This is a genomic window from Salegentibacter profundi, from assembly GCF_054121475.1.
In genome coordinates this window covers 463934-480610 of sequence record NZ_JBSYGG010000002.1, presented here as the reverse complement: position 1 = coordinate 480610, position 16677 = coordinate 463934, and the positions used below count along the sequence as shown (strand labels likewise).

Annotated in this window: 15 protein-coding genes and 1 other RNA gene; 7 read left to right on the top strand and 9 right to left on the bottom strand. The window is 40.4% G+C overall.

Annotated features, from left to right (window positions below):
* Nucleotides 1–1904, bottom strand: a 1904-nt coding sequence (locus ACW6NC_RS05060; protein WP_457864059.1) for a hypothetical protein, incomplete at its 3' end; no start/stop codon positions are given.
* Between the two features lie 634 nt (nt 1905–2538).
* Between ACW6NC_RS05060 and pdxH the strand changes: the two genes are divergently transcribed.
* The 4 genes from pdxH to ACW6NC_RS05040 are packed head-to-tail and all read left to right on the top strand — an operon-like array spanning nt 2539 to nt 6673.
* On the top strand, nt 2539–3186 hold the full coding sequence (gene pdxH / locus ACW6NC_RS05055) for a pyridoxamine 5'-phosphate oxidase (protein ID WP_457864057.1): 648 nt from the start codon (nt 2539–2541) through the stop codon (nt 3184–3186).
* Between the two features lie 2 nt (nt 3187–3188).
* Nucleotides 3189–3674, top strand: a complete 486-nt coding sequence (locus ACW6NC_RS05050) for a SixA phosphatase family protein (protein WP_457864055.1) — start codon at nt 3189–3191, stop codon at nt 3672–3674.
* Between the two features lie 3 nt (nt 3675–3677).
* On the top strand, nt 3678–5780 hold the full coding sequence (ppk1, locus tag ACW6NC_RS05045) for a polyphosphate kinase 1 (protein WP_457864052.1): 2103 nt from the start codon (nt 3678–3680) through the stop codon (nt 5778–5780).
* Entirely contained in the window at nt 5777–6673 is an 897-nt protein-coding gene (locus tag ACW6NC_RS05040) for a Ppx/GppA phosphatase family protein (RefSeq protein WP_457864050.1), read from the top strand. Before ppk1 ends, ACW6NC_RS05040 begins: the two co-directional genes overlap by 4 nt.
* On the opposite strand, the gene miaE is transcribed toward ACW6NC_RS05040, so the two are convergent.
* Complete coding sequence (gene miaE, locus ACW6NC_RS05035; RefSeq protein WP_457864049.1) at nt 6670–7254, bottom strand: tRNA isopentenyl-2-thiomethyl-A-37 hydroxylase MiaE; 585 nt, start codon at nt 7252–7254, stop codon at nt 6670–6672. The two genes, ACW6NC_RS05040 and miaE, sit on opposite strands and share 4 nt — an antisense overlap.
* A gap of 2 nt (nt 7255–7256) precedes the next feature.
* Nucleotides 7257–9143 carry a DNA polymerase III subunit gamma/tau gene (locus ACW6NC_RS05030; RefSeq protein ID WP_457864047.1) on the bottom strand — a complete coding sequence of 629 codons (1887 nt, stop codon included), beginning with the start codon at nt 9141–9143 and terminating at the stop codon, nt 7257–7259.
* Between the two features lie 143 nt (nt 9144–9286).
* On the opposite strand from ACW6NC_RS05030, the gene rnpB reads away from it, so the two are divergent.
* Nucleotides 9287–9635, top strand: an RNA gene (gene rnpB / locus ACW6NC_RS05025) — RNase P RNA component class A.
* Between the two features lie 128 nt (nt 9636–9763).
* Here the strand turns inward: rnpB and ACW6NC_RS05020 are convergent.
* From ACW6NC_RS05020 to ACW6NC_RS05010, 3 genes are read right to left on the bottom strand one after another with little or no spacing between them, the layout of a single operon-like run.
* Nucleotides 9764–10300 carry an RsmD family RNA methyltransferase gene (locus ACW6NC_RS05020; protein WP_457864046.1) on the bottom strand — a complete coding sequence of 179 codons (537 nt, stop codon included), beginning with the start codon at nt 10298–10300 and terminating at the stop codon, nt 9764–9766.
* Entirely contained in the window at nt 10300–11115 is an 816-nt protein-coding gene (locus tag ACW6NC_RS05015) for a DUF3822 family protein (protein WP_457864044.1), read from the bottom strand. Before ACW6NC_RS05015 ends, ACW6NC_RS05020 begins: the two co-directional genes overlap by 1 nt.
* Nucleotides 11102–11752, bottom strand: a complete 651-nt coding sequence (locus ACW6NC_RS05010) for a hypothetical protein (RefSeq protein ID WP_457864042.1) — start codon at nt 11750–11752, stop codon at nt 11102–11104. Before ACW6NC_RS05010 ends, ACW6NC_RS05015 begins: the two co-directional genes overlap by 14 nt.
* 117 nt (nt 11753–11869) lie before the next feature.
* Between ACW6NC_RS05010 and ACW6NC_RS05005 the strand changes: the two genes are divergently transcribed.
* Nucleotides 11870–13306, top strand: a complete 1437-nt coding sequence (locus tag ACW6NC_RS05005; protein ID WP_457864040.1) for an ATP-dependent DNA helicase — start codon at nt 11870–11872, stop codon at nt 13304–13306.
* A gap of 39 nt (nt 13307–13345) precedes the next feature.
* On the top strand, nt 13346–14062 hold the full coding sequence (gene kdsB / locus ACW6NC_RS05000) for a 3-deoxy-manno-octulosonate cytidylyltransferase (protein ID WP_457864085.1): 717 nt from the start codon (nt 13346–13348) through the stop codon (nt 14060–14062).
* On the opposite strand, the gene ACW6NC_RS04995 is transcribed toward kdsB, so the two are convergent.
* From ACW6NC_RS04995 to ACW6NC_RS04985, 3 genes are read right to left on the bottom strand one after another with little or no spacing between them, the layout of a single operon-like run.
* On the bottom strand, nt 14059–15366 hold the full coding sequence (locus ACW6NC_RS04995) for a cryptochrome/photolyase family protein (protein ID WP_457864038.1): 1308 nt from the start codon (nt 15364–15366) through the stop codon (nt 14059–14061). The two genes, kdsB and ACW6NC_RS04995, sit on opposite strands and share 4 nt — an antisense overlap.
* Complete coding sequence (locus ACW6NC_RS04990; protein ID WP_457864036.1) at nt 15367–16062, bottom strand: SDR family NAD(P)-dependent oxidoreductase; 696 nt, start codon at nt 16060–16062, stop codon at nt 15367–15369.
* A 10-nt stretch (nt 16063–16072) separates the two neighbouring features.
* The gene (locus tag ACW6NC_RS04985) at nt 16073–16582 is read right to left on the bottom strand and encodes an SRPBCC family protein (RefSeq protein ID WP_457864034.1); all 510 of its coding nucleotides are present in this window, start codon (nt 16580–16582) and stop codon (nt 16073–16075) included.
* Nucleotides 16583–16677: the final 95 nt, after the last annotated feature.

The following is a 16677-nucleotide window of genomic DNA, read 5'->3' as shown; positions in this document are numbered from 1 at the left end:
CCGTTATCACTATCGGTTACAATCACCGAATAATCTCCTGCTTCGCTCACGTCAATACTTGCGGTAGTCTCTCCTGTATTCCACAGGTAAGAAGCGGTGCCCTGGAATGTAGATCCAGAAGCATCTAAAGTTATGGAAGTAGTATCACAGGTCAGCTCCTGGTTCCCGGTAATCTGAGCGACTACTGGAGTCACATCTTCCGTTACCGTTACCTGGGCCTCATTTGAACAACCATTCTCGGTGTCCGTTACCGTTACAGTATATGTTCCAGGTTCGCTAACCTCTAGAGTTGTTGTAGTCTCACCTGAATCCCATAGATAAGATGCAGTCCCAGCTACAGTAGATCCGGAAGCATCTAAAGTTATGGAAGTAGTATCACAGGTCAGTTCCTGGTTCCCGGTAATCTGAGCATCTACTGCTTCGATATTTTGTTCTACCGTTACCTGTGCAGTATCTGAACAACCATTCTCGGTGTCCGTTACCGTTACAGTATATGTTCCAGGTTCGCTAACCTCTAGAGTTGCTGTAGTCTCACCTGAATCCCATAGATAAGATGCAGTCCCAGCTACAGTAGATCCGGAAGCATCTAACGTTATAGAAGTGGTATCACAGGTCAGTTCCTGGTTCCCGGTAATCTGAGCATCTACTGCTTCGATATTTTGTTCTACCGTTACCTGTGCAGTATCTGAACACCCATTCTCGGTGTCTGTTACCGTTACAGTATAAGTTCCAGGTTCGCTAACCTCTAGAGTTGCTGTAGTCTCACCTGAATTCCATAGATAAGATGCAGTACCAGCTACAGTAGATCCGGAAGCATCTAACGTAATAGAAGTAGTATCACAGGTCAGTTCCTGGTTCCCCGTAATCTGGCCTATAGGTGCAACTGGCTCATTAATTTGGAATTCATAACTTTTTATACATCCAACACTATCTGTTATTTCAACAATATAGGTTCCTGCAACAAGGTTTTCAATATTTTGCTGGTTGGAGGTATAACCTGCAGGTCCGCTCCAGGAATAGTTGTAACTGCCAGTGCCTCCCGATACAGAAAGACTTATGGCACCATCATTTATAGTATTATTCTCAGAACAGCTAATTTGCGTTACAACTGCATCCGCAGTTAATTCTGTTGGATTTTCAATAAGGAGTTCATACTGACTTACCAGGTTTTGGCTATCAGTTATAATGAGTTTTGTAGTGTTTCCGCTGGAAGAGAAGGCATGTGTAGGACTTTCTTCTACTGAATCTATTGTTCCATCATTCTCAAAATCCCATTGGTATGTATATGGGGGAATCCCTCCTGTAGTCGTAGAGTTATAATTTACTGTGGTCACTCCATCATAAGTACAGGCTGTGTAATCAAATTCTACAGCTAAAGGTGCTCCAATAACAGTGTCTGCTGGAAATTCACATTGTGCATTATTATAATCACTGCAATCGTATTCAAGGAGTTCTGCAGACCCCCCACCCGTACGCCAAACAGCGAGAATATTTTCAAGAATTAGTTCCTGTCCACAAGTCCAGGTAAATGGCCCATATATTTGCTGCTGACCAGAAGAGCTACCGCTAATTTCACCAATATAGATGTTTAATGGAATAAGATTTCCATCCACACTTAAATCAGCGAAAATTCTGGCATTATTGACAGTGTTATTAGCATTGGAAGTGTAGTTTAGCATAACGTAAACTCCTTCCTGGTCACCAATATTACAGGCTTGGTCGGTTAGTGGATTGCCATCACCATCTTCCAGGGTGATATAAACCTGGTCGAGCGTGAAATTATTGGAAGTACAATTCCAACCGGTACAATCCCTAAGATCGGGTTGTGAAGGGGAGAACTGTGCAAGGGCACTGCCCACCCAAAAAAATGTAACCCAAAAAACAAGAGTAGTTTTCCAAATCATATTAGACATGTTTAGAATTAAGTTTAATCAATCAGTTGTAATGTTCTTTTCACAGAACAAACTCAATTATTAAGTAGGTGTAGGTCTAAAATGATTGGTAGGGCAAATCATTCGGGTTTTCTTTGGGGAAAACAAAATTTAAATCTTGGGGGATTTAATTAGAAAAGATAAACGGTAAAATTAGGGGGTTTTACCTATAGATTAATGGGGATTAATCTTTTTTGTCTATCAATTCTTCTGTAAAATTATAGTAAAATCTCCTGGAAAAAAGGAATTTCGTTTTTTTTAGATGTAAGGCAGAATTTAGTCGTTAAACAACTTAATTTGAAGCCAAAATTTACGGGGAAACCGGTATTTTTTCTTGAGAATTTTAAATAGCCTTTGTCTGATTTTGGAAATTACAATAAGCAAAAACCTGTAATATTAGCCCTGATCCGTGAAGTTATAATTGGTCCAAAACCGATACCTGCAATCACTACGCTTTGAAGGTAAATAAAAATATTTAGTTTGAATGATTTTAAGAGAGTAGTATACTGGCAATTTTGAGGTGATTTTTATCAGAATAGCAAAAGATCTGTAATATTATCTTTCCGGCTTCTTGCTAAAACTTGTAAATTGCAGCAAAGCTTTTATTATGCAAAAGGACCTTAAGCATTATCGCCAATCCTATGAAAAAGATAAACTGGCGCATGACAATTTACCCTCTGAACCTTTAGCCTTGTTTTCTAACTGGTTCAAGGATGCCGAAGATCATCCTGAAATCACCGAGCCCAATGCAATGAGCCTGGCAACGGTAGGAGAGGATAGGGTTCCCAAATCCCGGGTAGTATTATTAAAATCATTTAGTCTGGAAGGCTTTACTTTTTATACAAATTATAATTCAGTAAAAGGCAAGGATTTGGCCGCTAATCCAAACTTATGTTTAAGTTTCTTTTGGCCTGCCTTGGAGCGCCAGGTGATCATCCTGGGGACTGCAACAAAAACCTCAGCTGAAGATTCGGATGAATATTTTAATGTCAGGCCCCGTGGGAGTCAACTGGGAGCCTGGGCTTCCCAGCAAAGTCAGGAAATCCCCTCTCACCAGTATTTAATAGATGAATTAAAGAAACTGGAAGAGAAATTTGATGGAGGAGAAATTCCAAGACCTGGCCACTGGGGTGGATACCGGGTAGAGCCCTTTCATTTTGAATTCTGGCAAGGACGACGAAACCGCCTCCATGACCGGGTTCAATATGAAAAAACTATTAATGGAGATTGGAAAATTAAACGTGTAGCACCATAATTATGAAAAGACTAACTTTAGTTCGACATGGAAAATCTTCCTGGAAGCACGATGTTCCGGATGATAAGAGACCTTTAAAGAAACGTGCCTATCGCGATGGTGATGTGGTAAGTAGTACTTATAAAGAATTCTATACACCCGATGCCATGTTCTGGAGCAGTCCGGCCGTAAGAGCTTTGGAAACCGCAAAGATGTTTAAGGAAAAGCTTTCTGTGCCTGATCAAAATTTCAAGGTAAAAGAATCCTTATATACTTTTGATGAAGAGGATTTGCTCAGAATTATTAAATCCTGTGACGACAGTATAGATAAATTGGTAGTCTTTGGACATAACGCGGCGATGACGGTGTTGGTAAACCAGCTTGGTGACAAAAGCCTTGACAATTTACCTACTACGGGTCTTTGCGTAATAGATTTTGAAGTAGATTCCTGGAGTGAAATTAAGAAAGGTAAAACCTTGTTAACTTTACTTCCTAAGGAATTACGCTAATCTATGCCACAATATAAATATATAAACCGGGAACTCAGCTGGCTACAATTCAATGCGAGGGTGCTTCAGGAGGCTGAGGATGAAACCGTTCCCTTGATAGAACGCTTGCGTTTTTTAGGGATATTCTCTAATAATCTTGATGAATTCTTTAAGGTCAGATATGCAACGGTAAAGCGAATTGATCTTGCTGGAAAGGCAGGAAAAAGTGTATTAGGGGGTATTAAGGCCAGTAAACTTCTGGAAAAAATCACCCAAATAGTAATAAAGCAACAGGCGGAAAGCCTGGAGATACTAGCCGATATTCAACATCAGCTGAAAGCTCATAATATATATATTATCAATGAGAAACAGGTTACCCAGTCTCAACAGAAATTTCTGAAGGACTTTTTTCTTTCCAAGGTAAGCCCGGCCCTGGTGACTATTATTCTCAATGATCTTCCTGAAATTCCAAGTCTTAAAGATAGTGCTGCTTATCTTGCCGTAAAGATGGTAATGAAGCAGGAAAAAGCCCCTGGTAAAATATCACAACTGCTGGATCAGCCCGTACAGGAAAAAAAATATGTGCTCATCGAAATTCCCAGGAGTATAGAACGTTTTGTGGTACTTCCGGAAGAAAATGGAAAGCAATATATTATTTTACTCGATGATCTCATAAGGTTCAATTTAAATACCATTTTCAATATCTTTGATTATGAAAGCATCTCCGCCCATATGATCAAGATTACCCGCGATGCTGAACTGGATATTGATAGTGACCTTAGTAAGAGTTTTATAGAAAAGATTTCCAGTAGCGTTAAGGACCGGATTAAGGGTGAACCTGTACGCTTTGTTTATGATATGAATATTGCTGAAGATACCCTTACTTATCTTCTCAATAAAATGGGTATTGATGCTTCGGATAGTATAATTCCAGGGGGAAGGTATCATAACAGGAGGGATTATATGAATTTTCCGAGCCTCGGAAGAAATGATCTATTATATGAAACAATCGATCCTTTACCTATTCCTGGTCTCTTTTTACAAACCAGTCTTTTTAGTGGGATAGCAAAGAAGGATTTTCTTCTCTATACCCCTTATCAAAGCTTTGCTTATACTGTGAAATTCCTTCGGGAAGCAGCGCTTGATCCAAAGGTGAAAACAATAAAAATCACCATTTACCGGCTAGCGAAGATCTCCCATATTGCCAGTTCCCTGATCAATGCGGTAAAAAACGGAAAGAAGGTGACTGTTCAGATTGAGCTCAGAGCGAGATTCGATGAAGTTGCAAACATTCGCTATGCGGAACAGATGCAACAGGAAGGGGTGAATTTGATCTTTGGGGTTCCCGGCTTAAAAGTGCATTGTAAAACCTGTATAATAGAAAGGGAGGAAGAAGGAAAGCTGAAACGCTATGGGTTTATCAGTACCGGGAATTTTAACGAATCTACCTCTCGATTGTATACAGATTATACTTTATTCACGGCTCATCCCGAGATCCTCAAGGAGGTCAATAAAGTTTTTGATTTTTTCGAGATCAACTATAAGGTGAGTAAATATAAGCATCTAATCATTTCACCTCATTATACCAGGACAGCCCTGGTTAAATTTATTCATACCGAAATCGAAAATGCCCAAAAGGGTAAGAAAGCGGAGATAAAACTCAAATTAAACAGCCTCTCAGACTATCCAATGATTAACAAGCTCTATGAAGCCAGTCAGGCTGGGGTCAAGATCAAACTCATTGTAAGAGGAATTTGCTGTCTTATTCCTGGAGTTGAGGGCTTAAGTGAGAATATTGAGGCGATAAGTATTGTAGATAAATTCCTTGAACATCCCAGGGTTTTTATTTTTGAAAATGACGGGGATCCAAGGGTTTATCTTTCATCAGCCGATTTTATGACCCGAAATCTGGACAATCGTGTAGAGATCTCCTGTCCAGTTTACGATTTGGATATCAGAAAGGAAATAATGGAAACCTTTGATATTAGTTGGCAGGATAATGTAAAGGCCCGTGTTCATTCCCAGGATCAGGATAATTCTTATCGCAAAAATGATAAACCGCCGTTGAGATCTCAATTTGCTTTATATGATTATTACTTAAGAAAAACACAAAACCCAGACTCATGATCACTCAGAAAAATTACGCCGCCATAGATATTGGTTCTAATGCTGTGAGGTTATTGGTTTCAACCATAACAGAAAAAGAAGGAAAGGAAACTAGTTTTAGGAAAACTTCCCTGGTCAGGGTCCCTATTCGTTTAGGAGGCGATGTATTTGTCAGCCAGAATATATCTGAATCCAATATAAGCAGGATGGAAGATACCATGCAGGCATTTAAATTATTGATGAAATCCCATGGAGTAGAGAAGTATAAAGCCTTTGCGACTTCAGCGATGAGGGAAGCTAAGAATGGGAGTGAGGTTGTTGATATTATAAAAGAAAGGTCAGGCCTGGATATCGAGATCATTGATGGAAATCATGAAGCAGCGATTATTGCGGCAACCGATCTTCATAATTTGATCCAAAACAATAAGAATTATCTCTATGTAGACGTTGGAGGTGGCAGTACAGAATATACCTTATACAGTAATGGGAAAAGGATTGCGGCGAAGTCCTTTAAGGTAGGAACGGTGAGATTGCTTAAAGACCTGGTGGAACATCAAACCTGGAGTGAGATGGAAGATTGGGTTAAACAAAACACTGCCAAATACGATGATATTGACCTGATAGGTTCAGGAGGAAATATTAACAACATTTTTAAAACCAGCGGGAAAAAAGAAGGCAAACCACTGAGTCTTTCTTATTTGAAGAAGTATAATGAAATGCTTAATTCTTATACATACGAGGAGCGCATCACCGAACTAAATCTTAAAAATGACCGGGCCGACGTTATTATTCCGGCAGCCAGGATATATTTAAATGCTATGAAATGGGCCAGGGCCAGTCAAATATATGTACCGAAAATAGGTTTGGCCGATGGAATTATAAAATCTTTATACCGGGATGATAAACGCAATTAACCGTGAATAGTCTCATCTTTACCCAGGTCTTTCATTATCTGGGCTTCATAATCGAGTAAATCCTGCCATTTTTTATCCACCTCTTTCCTGTCTTCTCCGTATTGCCGGGCGAATCTGAGGAACATGGTATAATGATTGGCTTCACTGACCATAAGATTGCGATAGAATTCTGCTAATTCTTTATCCTCCAGTTTTTCAGAAAGTAATCTGAATCGCTCACAACTTCTGGCCTCAATAAGACCAGCGATTAGCAGACGATGTACAAGTTGAGTGCTTCTGCTGCCTCCCTTTGGAAAGAAATTTCGCAGTTTAATTACATATAGATCTTTACGTTCCCAACCAAGTTTCAGGCCGCGTTGCTGAAGTTTATCATGCACCATCTTGAAGTGGCCCATTTCTTCGCGGGCAAGAGCTGTCATTTCATTAACAAGTTCCGGGTGTTCGGGAAAGGTTACAATCAGGGATATTGCTGTCGAGGCTGCTTTTTGTTCGCAATAGGCATGATCCACAAGAATCTCTTCGATATTTTTTTCCGCGATATTTGCCCATCGCGGGTCCGTGGGTAATTTTAATCCTAACATAACTATACGTCTAAATCAAAGGTGCTTCTTAATTTATCAAGAAGCGGGTTTTTTTCCTTTAGCTTATTATATTTTTCCATAGGCGTAAAAGCAAAGGTTTTGGCTTTTGTTTCGTTAACCTTAATCAGAAGATTGATTTGAGTATTCTGGAGTTTCTTTTTCAAAAATCCCATTAATTTATTTTTCTCCTTTTCAAGGTCGAGCTTCATGGTTTCATTAGGCATCTCAAGAATGATATCCAGGCCGTCCAGGCTAGGAAGATCGGTCTCAAGAATAGAAGCAAGAATTTTTTCTCCACGCTGTTTGAGACGGTGGACGTATTCATCCCAGGCTGCATGTAACTGGGTTTCATTAAACTCCTGGGTTAACTTTTCGGTTTCCTTAGGGGCATTTTCCTGATGTTTGGCTTCAAGTTCCTTTTTCTTCCTTATACTCTTTAAAGAAAGTCCGGAAACTTTTGTCTTACGTAATCCATCATTATTTAATTCTGGCTTTTCTTTAAGTGTAGGTTCTTGGCCCTTACCCGGTTCATTATGAGGTTCTGATTCTGGGGAAACTTCCGCTGAATTATCTGACTGCTGGTCCTTGGAAAGTCCTGCTGCAGGAATTTCATCAGAATAATATTTTTTATTGCTGTCGATTACACAATGTCCGTCGATGCCATCCTTGTTAGCAAGTTTAGACGGCAGCTGAGATTCTTGCGGTGGGGTTGGAGCCTGCTCCTGATGCTCATTTTCACTAACTACCTTTTTTTCTTCTGAGGAAAGCTTTACGGGAGCTTTTTCATAGTATGAAGCCGGAATTATTGGCTGATCAAACTTTTTTTTTTCTCCATCAAAAGTGATAGAGGCTAGTTGCATAAGGCAAAGTTCCACAAGCAACCGCTGGTTCTGACTATTCTTATATTTTAAATCGCAATCATTTGCAAGATCTATAGCCTGGATGAGAAAAGGATGACTGGTTTTATTAGCCTGCTCGAAATAACGGGTTTTGGTTTGTTCACCAACTTCCAGCAATTGTATGGTTTTCTGATCTTTACAAACCAGAAGGTTTCTGAAATGAGAAGCTAGCCCCATAATAAAGTGATGGCCATCAAAACCACTCGATAGGATGTCGTTGTAGGTTATTAGCAGTCCTGGAATATCATTTTCAAGGATGAGATCGGTCACCTTCATATAGGTGTCATAATCTAAAACATTCAGGTTTTCAGTTACGGCCTGCCGGGTTAGATCCTTTCCGCTAAAACTCACGACACGGTCATATATTGAAAGTGCATCCCGCATGGCACCATCGGCTTTTTGTGCGATGATGTGCAAGGCATCCTCTTCAGCATTTACCCCTTCCTGTTCTGCGATATAAGCCAGGTAATTTTTGGCATCGGTCACGCTGATGCGTTTAAAATCGAAGATTTGACACCGCGATAATATGGTCGGGATTATTTTGTGTTTTTCAGTGGTAGCAAGAATAAAGATGGCATGCTTTGGCGGCTCCTCCAGGGTCTTTAAAAAAGCGTTGAAGGCGGATTGGGAAAGCATATGAACCTCGTCGATAATGTACACTTTATATTGTCCAACCTGCGGTGGGATACGAACCTGGTCAATAAGATTACGAATATCGTCCACGGAGTTATTAGAGGCCGCATCAAGCTCAAAAATATTGAAGGCAAAATCTTCATCGGGACTTTGGGTTTCATCCTGATTGATCATCTTGGACAGGATCCGGGCACAGGTGGTTTTTCCCACGCCTCGAGGCCCTGTAAAAAGTAAAGCCTGAGCAAGATGATTATTTTCAATGGCATTTTTTAAAGTATTGGTAATAGCCTGCTGGCCCACCACATCCCTAAAGCTTTGTGGTCTGTATTTTCTTGCCGATACTATAAAATGCTCCATCGAATTTATTTGAACAACAAATATAAAAATAGCCGGCTTAAGTCCTAAAAACATCGGCCTATATTTTTGAATTTCTGGCATAAAAAATGAATAAAGGTTTTGGGTGATAGAGGCAAAGAATTTTTGAATTACCTTTGCAGCTTAAAGCAGGCCGCCTTATCGCTGTCTCTTTCGAGAGATGGAGGAAAGTCCGGACACCACAGGGCAGCATAGTGGGTAACGCCCACCGGTTTTCTCCCGGTTTCGGTAACAATCGAGGCGGGATGGAGATCAGGACCAGTGCAACAGAAAGGATGTACAGGTAATGCTGTAGTGAAATCAGGTAAACTCTATGCGGTGCAATGCCATGTAAACCGGTGCTTGCAGACGGCCCGTCTGTTGCCGGAGGGTAGGCAGCTAAAGGTTTTTGGTAACAAAAACTTCAGATAAATGATAAGGGAAGTCTGGATTTTCCAGACTTAACAGAATCCGGCTTACAGGCCTGCTTTAATTTTTATCCATTAAGCTTTTGACCAGATGATGGCTTCTTCCATTAATATTTTTGGGGAGTGGGATGTTGGTTTTGCAAAAGGCGCGGTCTTCTAGCGCAATAGTATTAAGCAAAGTTTCCATAACCCAGATTACCCCGGAAAGAAACTAAAAACCGAACTACCGTATTTTCGCGATTCATCGAAATGTTCCAAGGGGGAAAGATCTGTATGTTTTGAGTGCTCAAGAATAAGAACTCCGCCCTGGCGGAGAAGATCTTTTTCAAAAACAAGAGTGACAATATTTTGAAAGGCTTCCTGATCAAAATCGTAGGGGGGATCAGCAAAGATAATGTCTGCTTTGACCGGAGCTTTTTCAAGATATTTATAAACATCACTTTTTATTACCTCAATATTCATATCGAGTTCAGTGGCGGTCTTTTTTATAAATTTTACGCAGTCAAAATTCTCGTCTACAGCGGTGATCGGGGAAGCCCCCCGGGAAGAAAATTCATAGGCGATATTTCCGGTTCCCGAAAAGAGGTCCAGAATCTGTAGCCCATTGAAATGATAGCGATTATTCAAAATATTAAATAAGGCCTCTTTGGCCATATCTGTAGTGGGCCGTACGGGTAATTTTTTGGGAGCTATTAATCGTTTCCCTTTGTTTTTTCCAGAAATGATTCGCATTAAAATGAATTTAAAAGAACAAACTCACCTCGAGCCTGGTGCTTTTCTTCAGGATTGGTAAATGTTTTATCCGTGTTGCTTTCTAAAAGACTGATATTTTTAATGTAGGCGTAAGCGAGTTGATAGTGGTCAGAGTCCTGGGAAATATCACCAAAGACCTGGAGCTCAAATTTTTCAGGATCAAGGTTTAACTGCTCTGCGGTAAAAAGCAGGTAATAAAGAAAGTCCTCGGGAGTCTCATACTGAAAGCTGTTACAGAAGATCAACTTACCATCTTCCAGTACTACCAGATCATAACTGCCCGATTTATTGTTAAGGTAAAGACCAGGGGTAGAGCTACTTTCTTTTTTTAGTAAATTTTCCAGTAAAACCGATATGCTGTGATTGTATTCGAACTCGCCGTATTTGTCAAAGAAATAATTTATAATATTGGCATAAGGTATGTAAACGCAAGTAGCCCTGGCGGCGGATATTTCATCATGGGCTATGAAATCAGTCTTAAGGATCCTGGCATTGAATTTAAGGTAATTCGATGCTTGGTCTTCAACAAATAAGTCTGAGGGAACAAGGGTATATAGGGGATTTTCAAAGACTAGATTAATTTCCCCTATCTCTAGTTGAAGCGCTTTTTCATTTTTATATTCCCCTTCAATCTTTTGAAGAATTCTTACCGGGTCCAGTTGCCGGTCAAACCTTAGCTTTTTAAAAAAGATGAATTCTTCTCCTTTAGTATCCAGGATACAAAAAGAAAGTCCATTCAGGCTAACCTGAATGGACAGTTTTAAATTTGTTGGAGTTCGTTTATTCGTCACCATATATTTTTGGCCAGTTTCCAGTGGTTATGATCTCTTCCATAGAGCCCACCCTGATGTAACGGCCGTTCACATCGTCTACCGATTGTATTTCGTTCTCCTGGAGAACAAGTTCTCTGTCCTGGTCTGCAAGGACTACACTTTTAGCAACCTTGGCTTCAAAGACAGGAATATCTCTGTCACCTTTTTTCATGGTTCCGGCCTCAAGTTCAAATTGCGCATCTACACCTTCTATTGGCACATTGATCATATTGGTATAGCGCTCTCGGTCTCCCTGGAATAAAGAATCTTTTACAGAAACAAATCCTAACGTATCAATAAGCACTTTCTCGAGATATTGATCTACTCCATAAATTCTTTTGTACTCCTCGTCTAATACGGTAGTATCCCTTCTTTGGGTAATAGCGAATTCGGCGGTATCAAGGAATTGTACCAATTTATCAAAATCTCCCTGAAATTGTCCGGTTACATCCTTATGGGCAATTTCTGCCTCACGGATATCCTTTAGATTTTCAATTACTTTGGCGTAGCGTTTTTGTTTAACCTTGTTGAACTGAATTGGTTGGTAAACCGCATCAAATGTAAGGTAGGCCAGACCAATGATCACCACCCAAAGAAGTAATTGAATTGCAAGTCTCATGCTTTCGTAATTTTTAAGATAATATTAGTGTTTCACGACAAATCTACAATTTTTTTTTATTCGTAAAAGTTTCTTCCCTAAAAATCCATTCCTATCTTTGAATTTTGACAATTTCCTATGAAAGAACTCACTTCGGCTGGTTTTTATAAGCTTCTTTTAGACGATCTGGGTTTTCCCGCCAGGGCGAAACAGGATATCGCCCTGCAACAGCTTGCAGACTATGTTAATGCCAATTCCAGGGAATCGATTTTCATACTAAAAGGCTTCGCTGGAACGGGTAAAACCACTATTATAAGTACCCTGGTCAAAAATCTTTGGAAGATTAAAAAATCGGGAATTCTGATGGCACCTACAGGAAGGGCTGCCAAGGTGATTGCTAATTATTCCAAAAAAGAAGCCTTTACCATCCATAAGAAAATTTATTTTCCAAAAAAATCAAGAGGGTCGGGTGTGCAATTCGTGCTGCAGCCCAATAAGCATAAGAACAGCATTTTTATTGTTGACGAGGCCTCGATGATCTCTGACACTCCCGCTGAATCCAAGCTTATGGAAAACGGTAGCCTTCTGGATGATCTCATCACTTATGTATATTCGGGCCATAACTGCCAGTTAATCCTCATTGGTGATACCGCGCAACTGCCACCGGTTAAGATGGAAATAAGCCCTGCTCTTGAAGCGGAGAAACTTCAGTTTGCCTATAATAAGGAAGTCAAGCATATTGAACTCGATGAAGTGGTGCGCCAGGCGGAAGAAAGCGATATTCTTCTCAACGCCACCCGGATCAGGGAATGCTTGCAGGATGGTTTCTATGAAAGTTTTAAATTTCAGCTTGGCTCAAAGCGCGATGTAGTAAGACTTCAGGATGGATACGAAATTATGGATGCCATTGAAGCCTCTTATTCCAATTTAGGGCATGAGGAAACCAGTATTATCGTTCGATCTAACAAAAGGGCAAATCTTTATAATGAGCAAATAAGGTCTCGTATTCTCTTCCAGGAAGAGGAGATTTCGGCCGGGGATTACCTCATGGTGGTCAAGAATAACTATTTCTGGATAAAACCCAGCTCAGAGGCCGGTTTCATTGCCAATGGGGATATCGTAAAAGTACTCGAGATCTTCAGCATAAAGGAACTCTATGGCTTTCGTTTTGCAGAGGTAAGGGTCCAAATGGTCGATTACCCCAATATGCGACCTTTTGAGACGGTGGTGATGCTGGATACCTTGACAAGTAATTCTCCTTCGCTTACCTACGAGCAGTCTAACCAGCTTTATCAGGAAGTGATGAAGGATTATGCAGATGAAACTTCCAAGTATAAGAAATTTATGAAAGTCAAAAACAATAAGTTCTTTAATGCCCTGCAGATCAAGTTTTCTTACGCAATGACCTGTCATAAATCCCAGGGTGGCCAATGGCATACCATTTTTATTGAACAGCCTTACCTGCCCGAAGGGGTGGGGAAGGAATATCTGAGATGGCTTTACACCGCCGTAACGCGGGCCACTGATAAATTGTATCTTATCGGTTTTAAAGATGATTTTTTTACTGAAACTTAAAAATACTCAAACGTGAACAATCCCCTTAGAATAATAGCCATGGTCCCTGCCCGTTATGAGGCTTCCCGTTTTCCAGGAAAACTCATGGAGGACCTGTCCGGTAAAACTGTAATAAGAAGAACCTATGAAGCGGCGCTAAACACGAATTTGTTTGAACAGGTTTATGTAGTGACCGATAGCGATGCAATCTTTGCAGAAATAACCTCTTTCGGAGGAAAGGCAATTAAAAGCAAAAAAGAGCATCAGTGTGGGAGCGATCGTATCGCTGAAGCAGTCATGGATATGGATGTGGACATTGTGGTCAATGTCCAGGGTGACGAACCTTTCATCGATAAAGAAAGTCTGGTAAAGCTTTTAAATGTTTTTCGGGAAGATGAAGCCGGAATTATTGACCTGGCCTCCTTAAAAACAGCCATGTCCGAAAGCCAGGAGATCACTGATCCAAACAACGTAAAGGTAATAACCAATAAAAATGATTTTGCACTTTATTTTTCAAGGTTTCCTGTTCCCTATCCCCGTAACACCAACGCCAGGGTTACCTATTTTAAGCATATTGGCATTTACGCCTTCCGAAAGCAAGCCCTGATCGATTTCTACAATTTTCCTATGTTACCCCTGGAAGCTGCTGAAAAGATTGAAGCGATCCGTTATCTTGAATACGGTAAAAACATTAAAATGCTTGAAACTACTCATAGGACCATAGGAATCGATACTCCGGAAGATCTTGAAAAGGCACGCAGGATGTATAAATATTAATTATCCAGGGCTTTTTTATAGGCAGCCAGTGCACGTTCCCTTGCTTTTTTATGATCGACCATAGGATCGGGGTAGTCTTTAGTGCCGTATTCCTGGATCCATTTTTTTATAAATTTTTTGTCCTTATCAAATTTGTCAAGTTGAGTGGTAGGGTTGAATATGCGAAAATACGGCGCAGCATCCACCCCACTTCCGGCTACCCACTGCCAGTTACCCAGGTTGGAGGCCATTTCATAATCCAGTAATTTTTCCGCAAAATAGGCTTCACCCCAACGCCAGTCAATAAGCAGGTGTTTGCAAAGGAAACTTCCCACTAACATTCTTACTCGATTATGCATAAATCCGGTTTCATTTAATTGTCGCATTCCAGCGTCCACCAAAGGGAAACCTGTCTTTCCTGATTTCCACTTCTGAAATTCTTCCTCCTTATTGCGCCATTGAATTCGGTCATATTTCTTTTTAAAGGAGTAGGTTTGTGTATGAGGATGGTGGTAAAGAATCTGCATAAAGAATTCCCGCCATATCAGTTCTTCCAGAAATGTTTTATTGTTCTGCGCCGCTGCCTTTTTTACCATTTTCCTGGGGCTAACCGTTCCAAAACGAAGATGAGGCCCAAGTCGGGAAGTACCCTGCACTCCAGGATAATCCCTGGTTTTTTCGTATTGCTCAATAAAAGATGGGCTCACCTTATAGTCCGGCACTTTTATTTTTGAAGCTTTAAAGCCCATATCACCCAAAGTCAAAACCGGTAAGCGTCGATCTTGGATTAAATTATCCAGGGATTGACTCGTGGTATGAATTTTTAAATCGAGGGAACTCAATTTAGCCTTCCAAACTTTCATATAGGGAGTGTAGACCAGGTAAGGTTCGCCGTCTTTTTTGACCACTTCATCTTTTTCAAAAATAACCTGGTCCTTAAAAGTCCGGAAGCTTATATGATTTTCAGAAAGCAGATTTTCTATTTCCATATCCCTTTCCCGGGCATAGGGCTCGTAATCGTGGTTAGTAAATACTGCGGCAATATCATATTGGTCTATCAACTGCTGGAAGATTTCCTTTGGTTTCCCGTGGTAGATGGCAATGGAGCTGCTATGCTGCTGCTGTAATTCTTGCCGCATTTGCTGTAGTTGGTCATAAATAAAACTCACCCTGGCATCATTAGAAGGCAATTGATCCAGGATATCCCTATCAAAAATAAATACAGGTAAAACAGGGTGCTCACCGCTAAGGGCTTGGAGAAAACCCACATTGTCATCGAGCCTGAGATCACGCCGAAACCAAAAAACATTTACTTTTTTTTGCATCTAGGAAATGTTTAATGTTGAGAGTCCACCGTCTATACCGATGATTTGCCCGGTAATCCAGCTGTTTTCTTCGCTTAATAAAAAAGTGGCTGCATGAGCGATATCCTTTGTGTTCCCAATCCTTTTTAAAGGATGCCTCTGGACCATCTTAGCCTTTTTGGCTTCATTGGCGATGAGCTTCTCTGCAAGCGGAGTCTCGGTTAAGGAAGGAGCAATGACATTCACGCGTATTTTAGGGGCAAATTCGGCTGCCAATGATTTTGCAAAACCTTCGATAGCACCCTTCGCAGCGGAAACACTGGTATGATAAGGCATTCCAAGTTTAACTGCCACACTGCTGAAAAATACCAGACTTGGATTATCAGCGTTTTTTAATTTTGGCATGATGGCCTGAACCACTTTTACCAGGCCAAAGAAATTAAGGTTCATTTCTTCCTCAAAATCCTTTGGTTTGAGCATCTTGAAAGGCTTTAGATTAATGCTTCCCGGACAATATACAAAACCATCAATAGCCTGGGGCAGGTCAAAATCTTCTAAATTATCCTTCAAGACATCAAAGGTTAAGTGTTCAATTTGCTCATTTAAGCCACCTCTATTTCTTGAAGCTACAATGACATTATTATTTTCCCAGAGCTCATTGGCGATTTCCAGGCCAATTCCGCTTGAACCTCCAATAAGTAAAATATTTCTTTTCATCGTTTTTATTTTAATTGAGTTGGTCCTGTTTATATTTTGAATTCTGGGTTTTCACCTTATTAAACTCCCCAAAGAGTTCCACAAGCTTCTTTTGCCGGTAAGCAAAGATCTCTTTTAGTTTGGGAGCTATAAGGATAGGATGAATCCACTGTCCCAGAAGGCCGAAGGGTAATTTATAGTCTACGATATCTTCCATTTCCACACCTCCCGGAATTTCTTTCAGAAAATGTTTGTGGTGCCAAAGGGCATAAGGACCAAATCGCTGCTCATCCACAAAATAAGCCTTATCCCTGACATGAGTGATTTCGGTTACCCACCTTGTCTTAATACCGGCCACCGGGCTTACAGTATACTGGATGATCTGTCCCGGATACATCGGACGGTCTGCACCAGAGATAATATCAAAACCCATATAATCCGGAGTGATCGTCTTTAAATTGGCGGGTCTGGAAAAAAAATCCCAGGCTTTTTCCAGGCTTATGGGAAGCCGTTGCCGTGTATGTAAGGTGTATATTTTCATATTTCTAAATTTTATAGCAAAATTACGTTTAGTTTTGTTTAAAATAAAAATATTATAGTTAAACAAAATATAAATGAAAACCACTGAATTTGAAC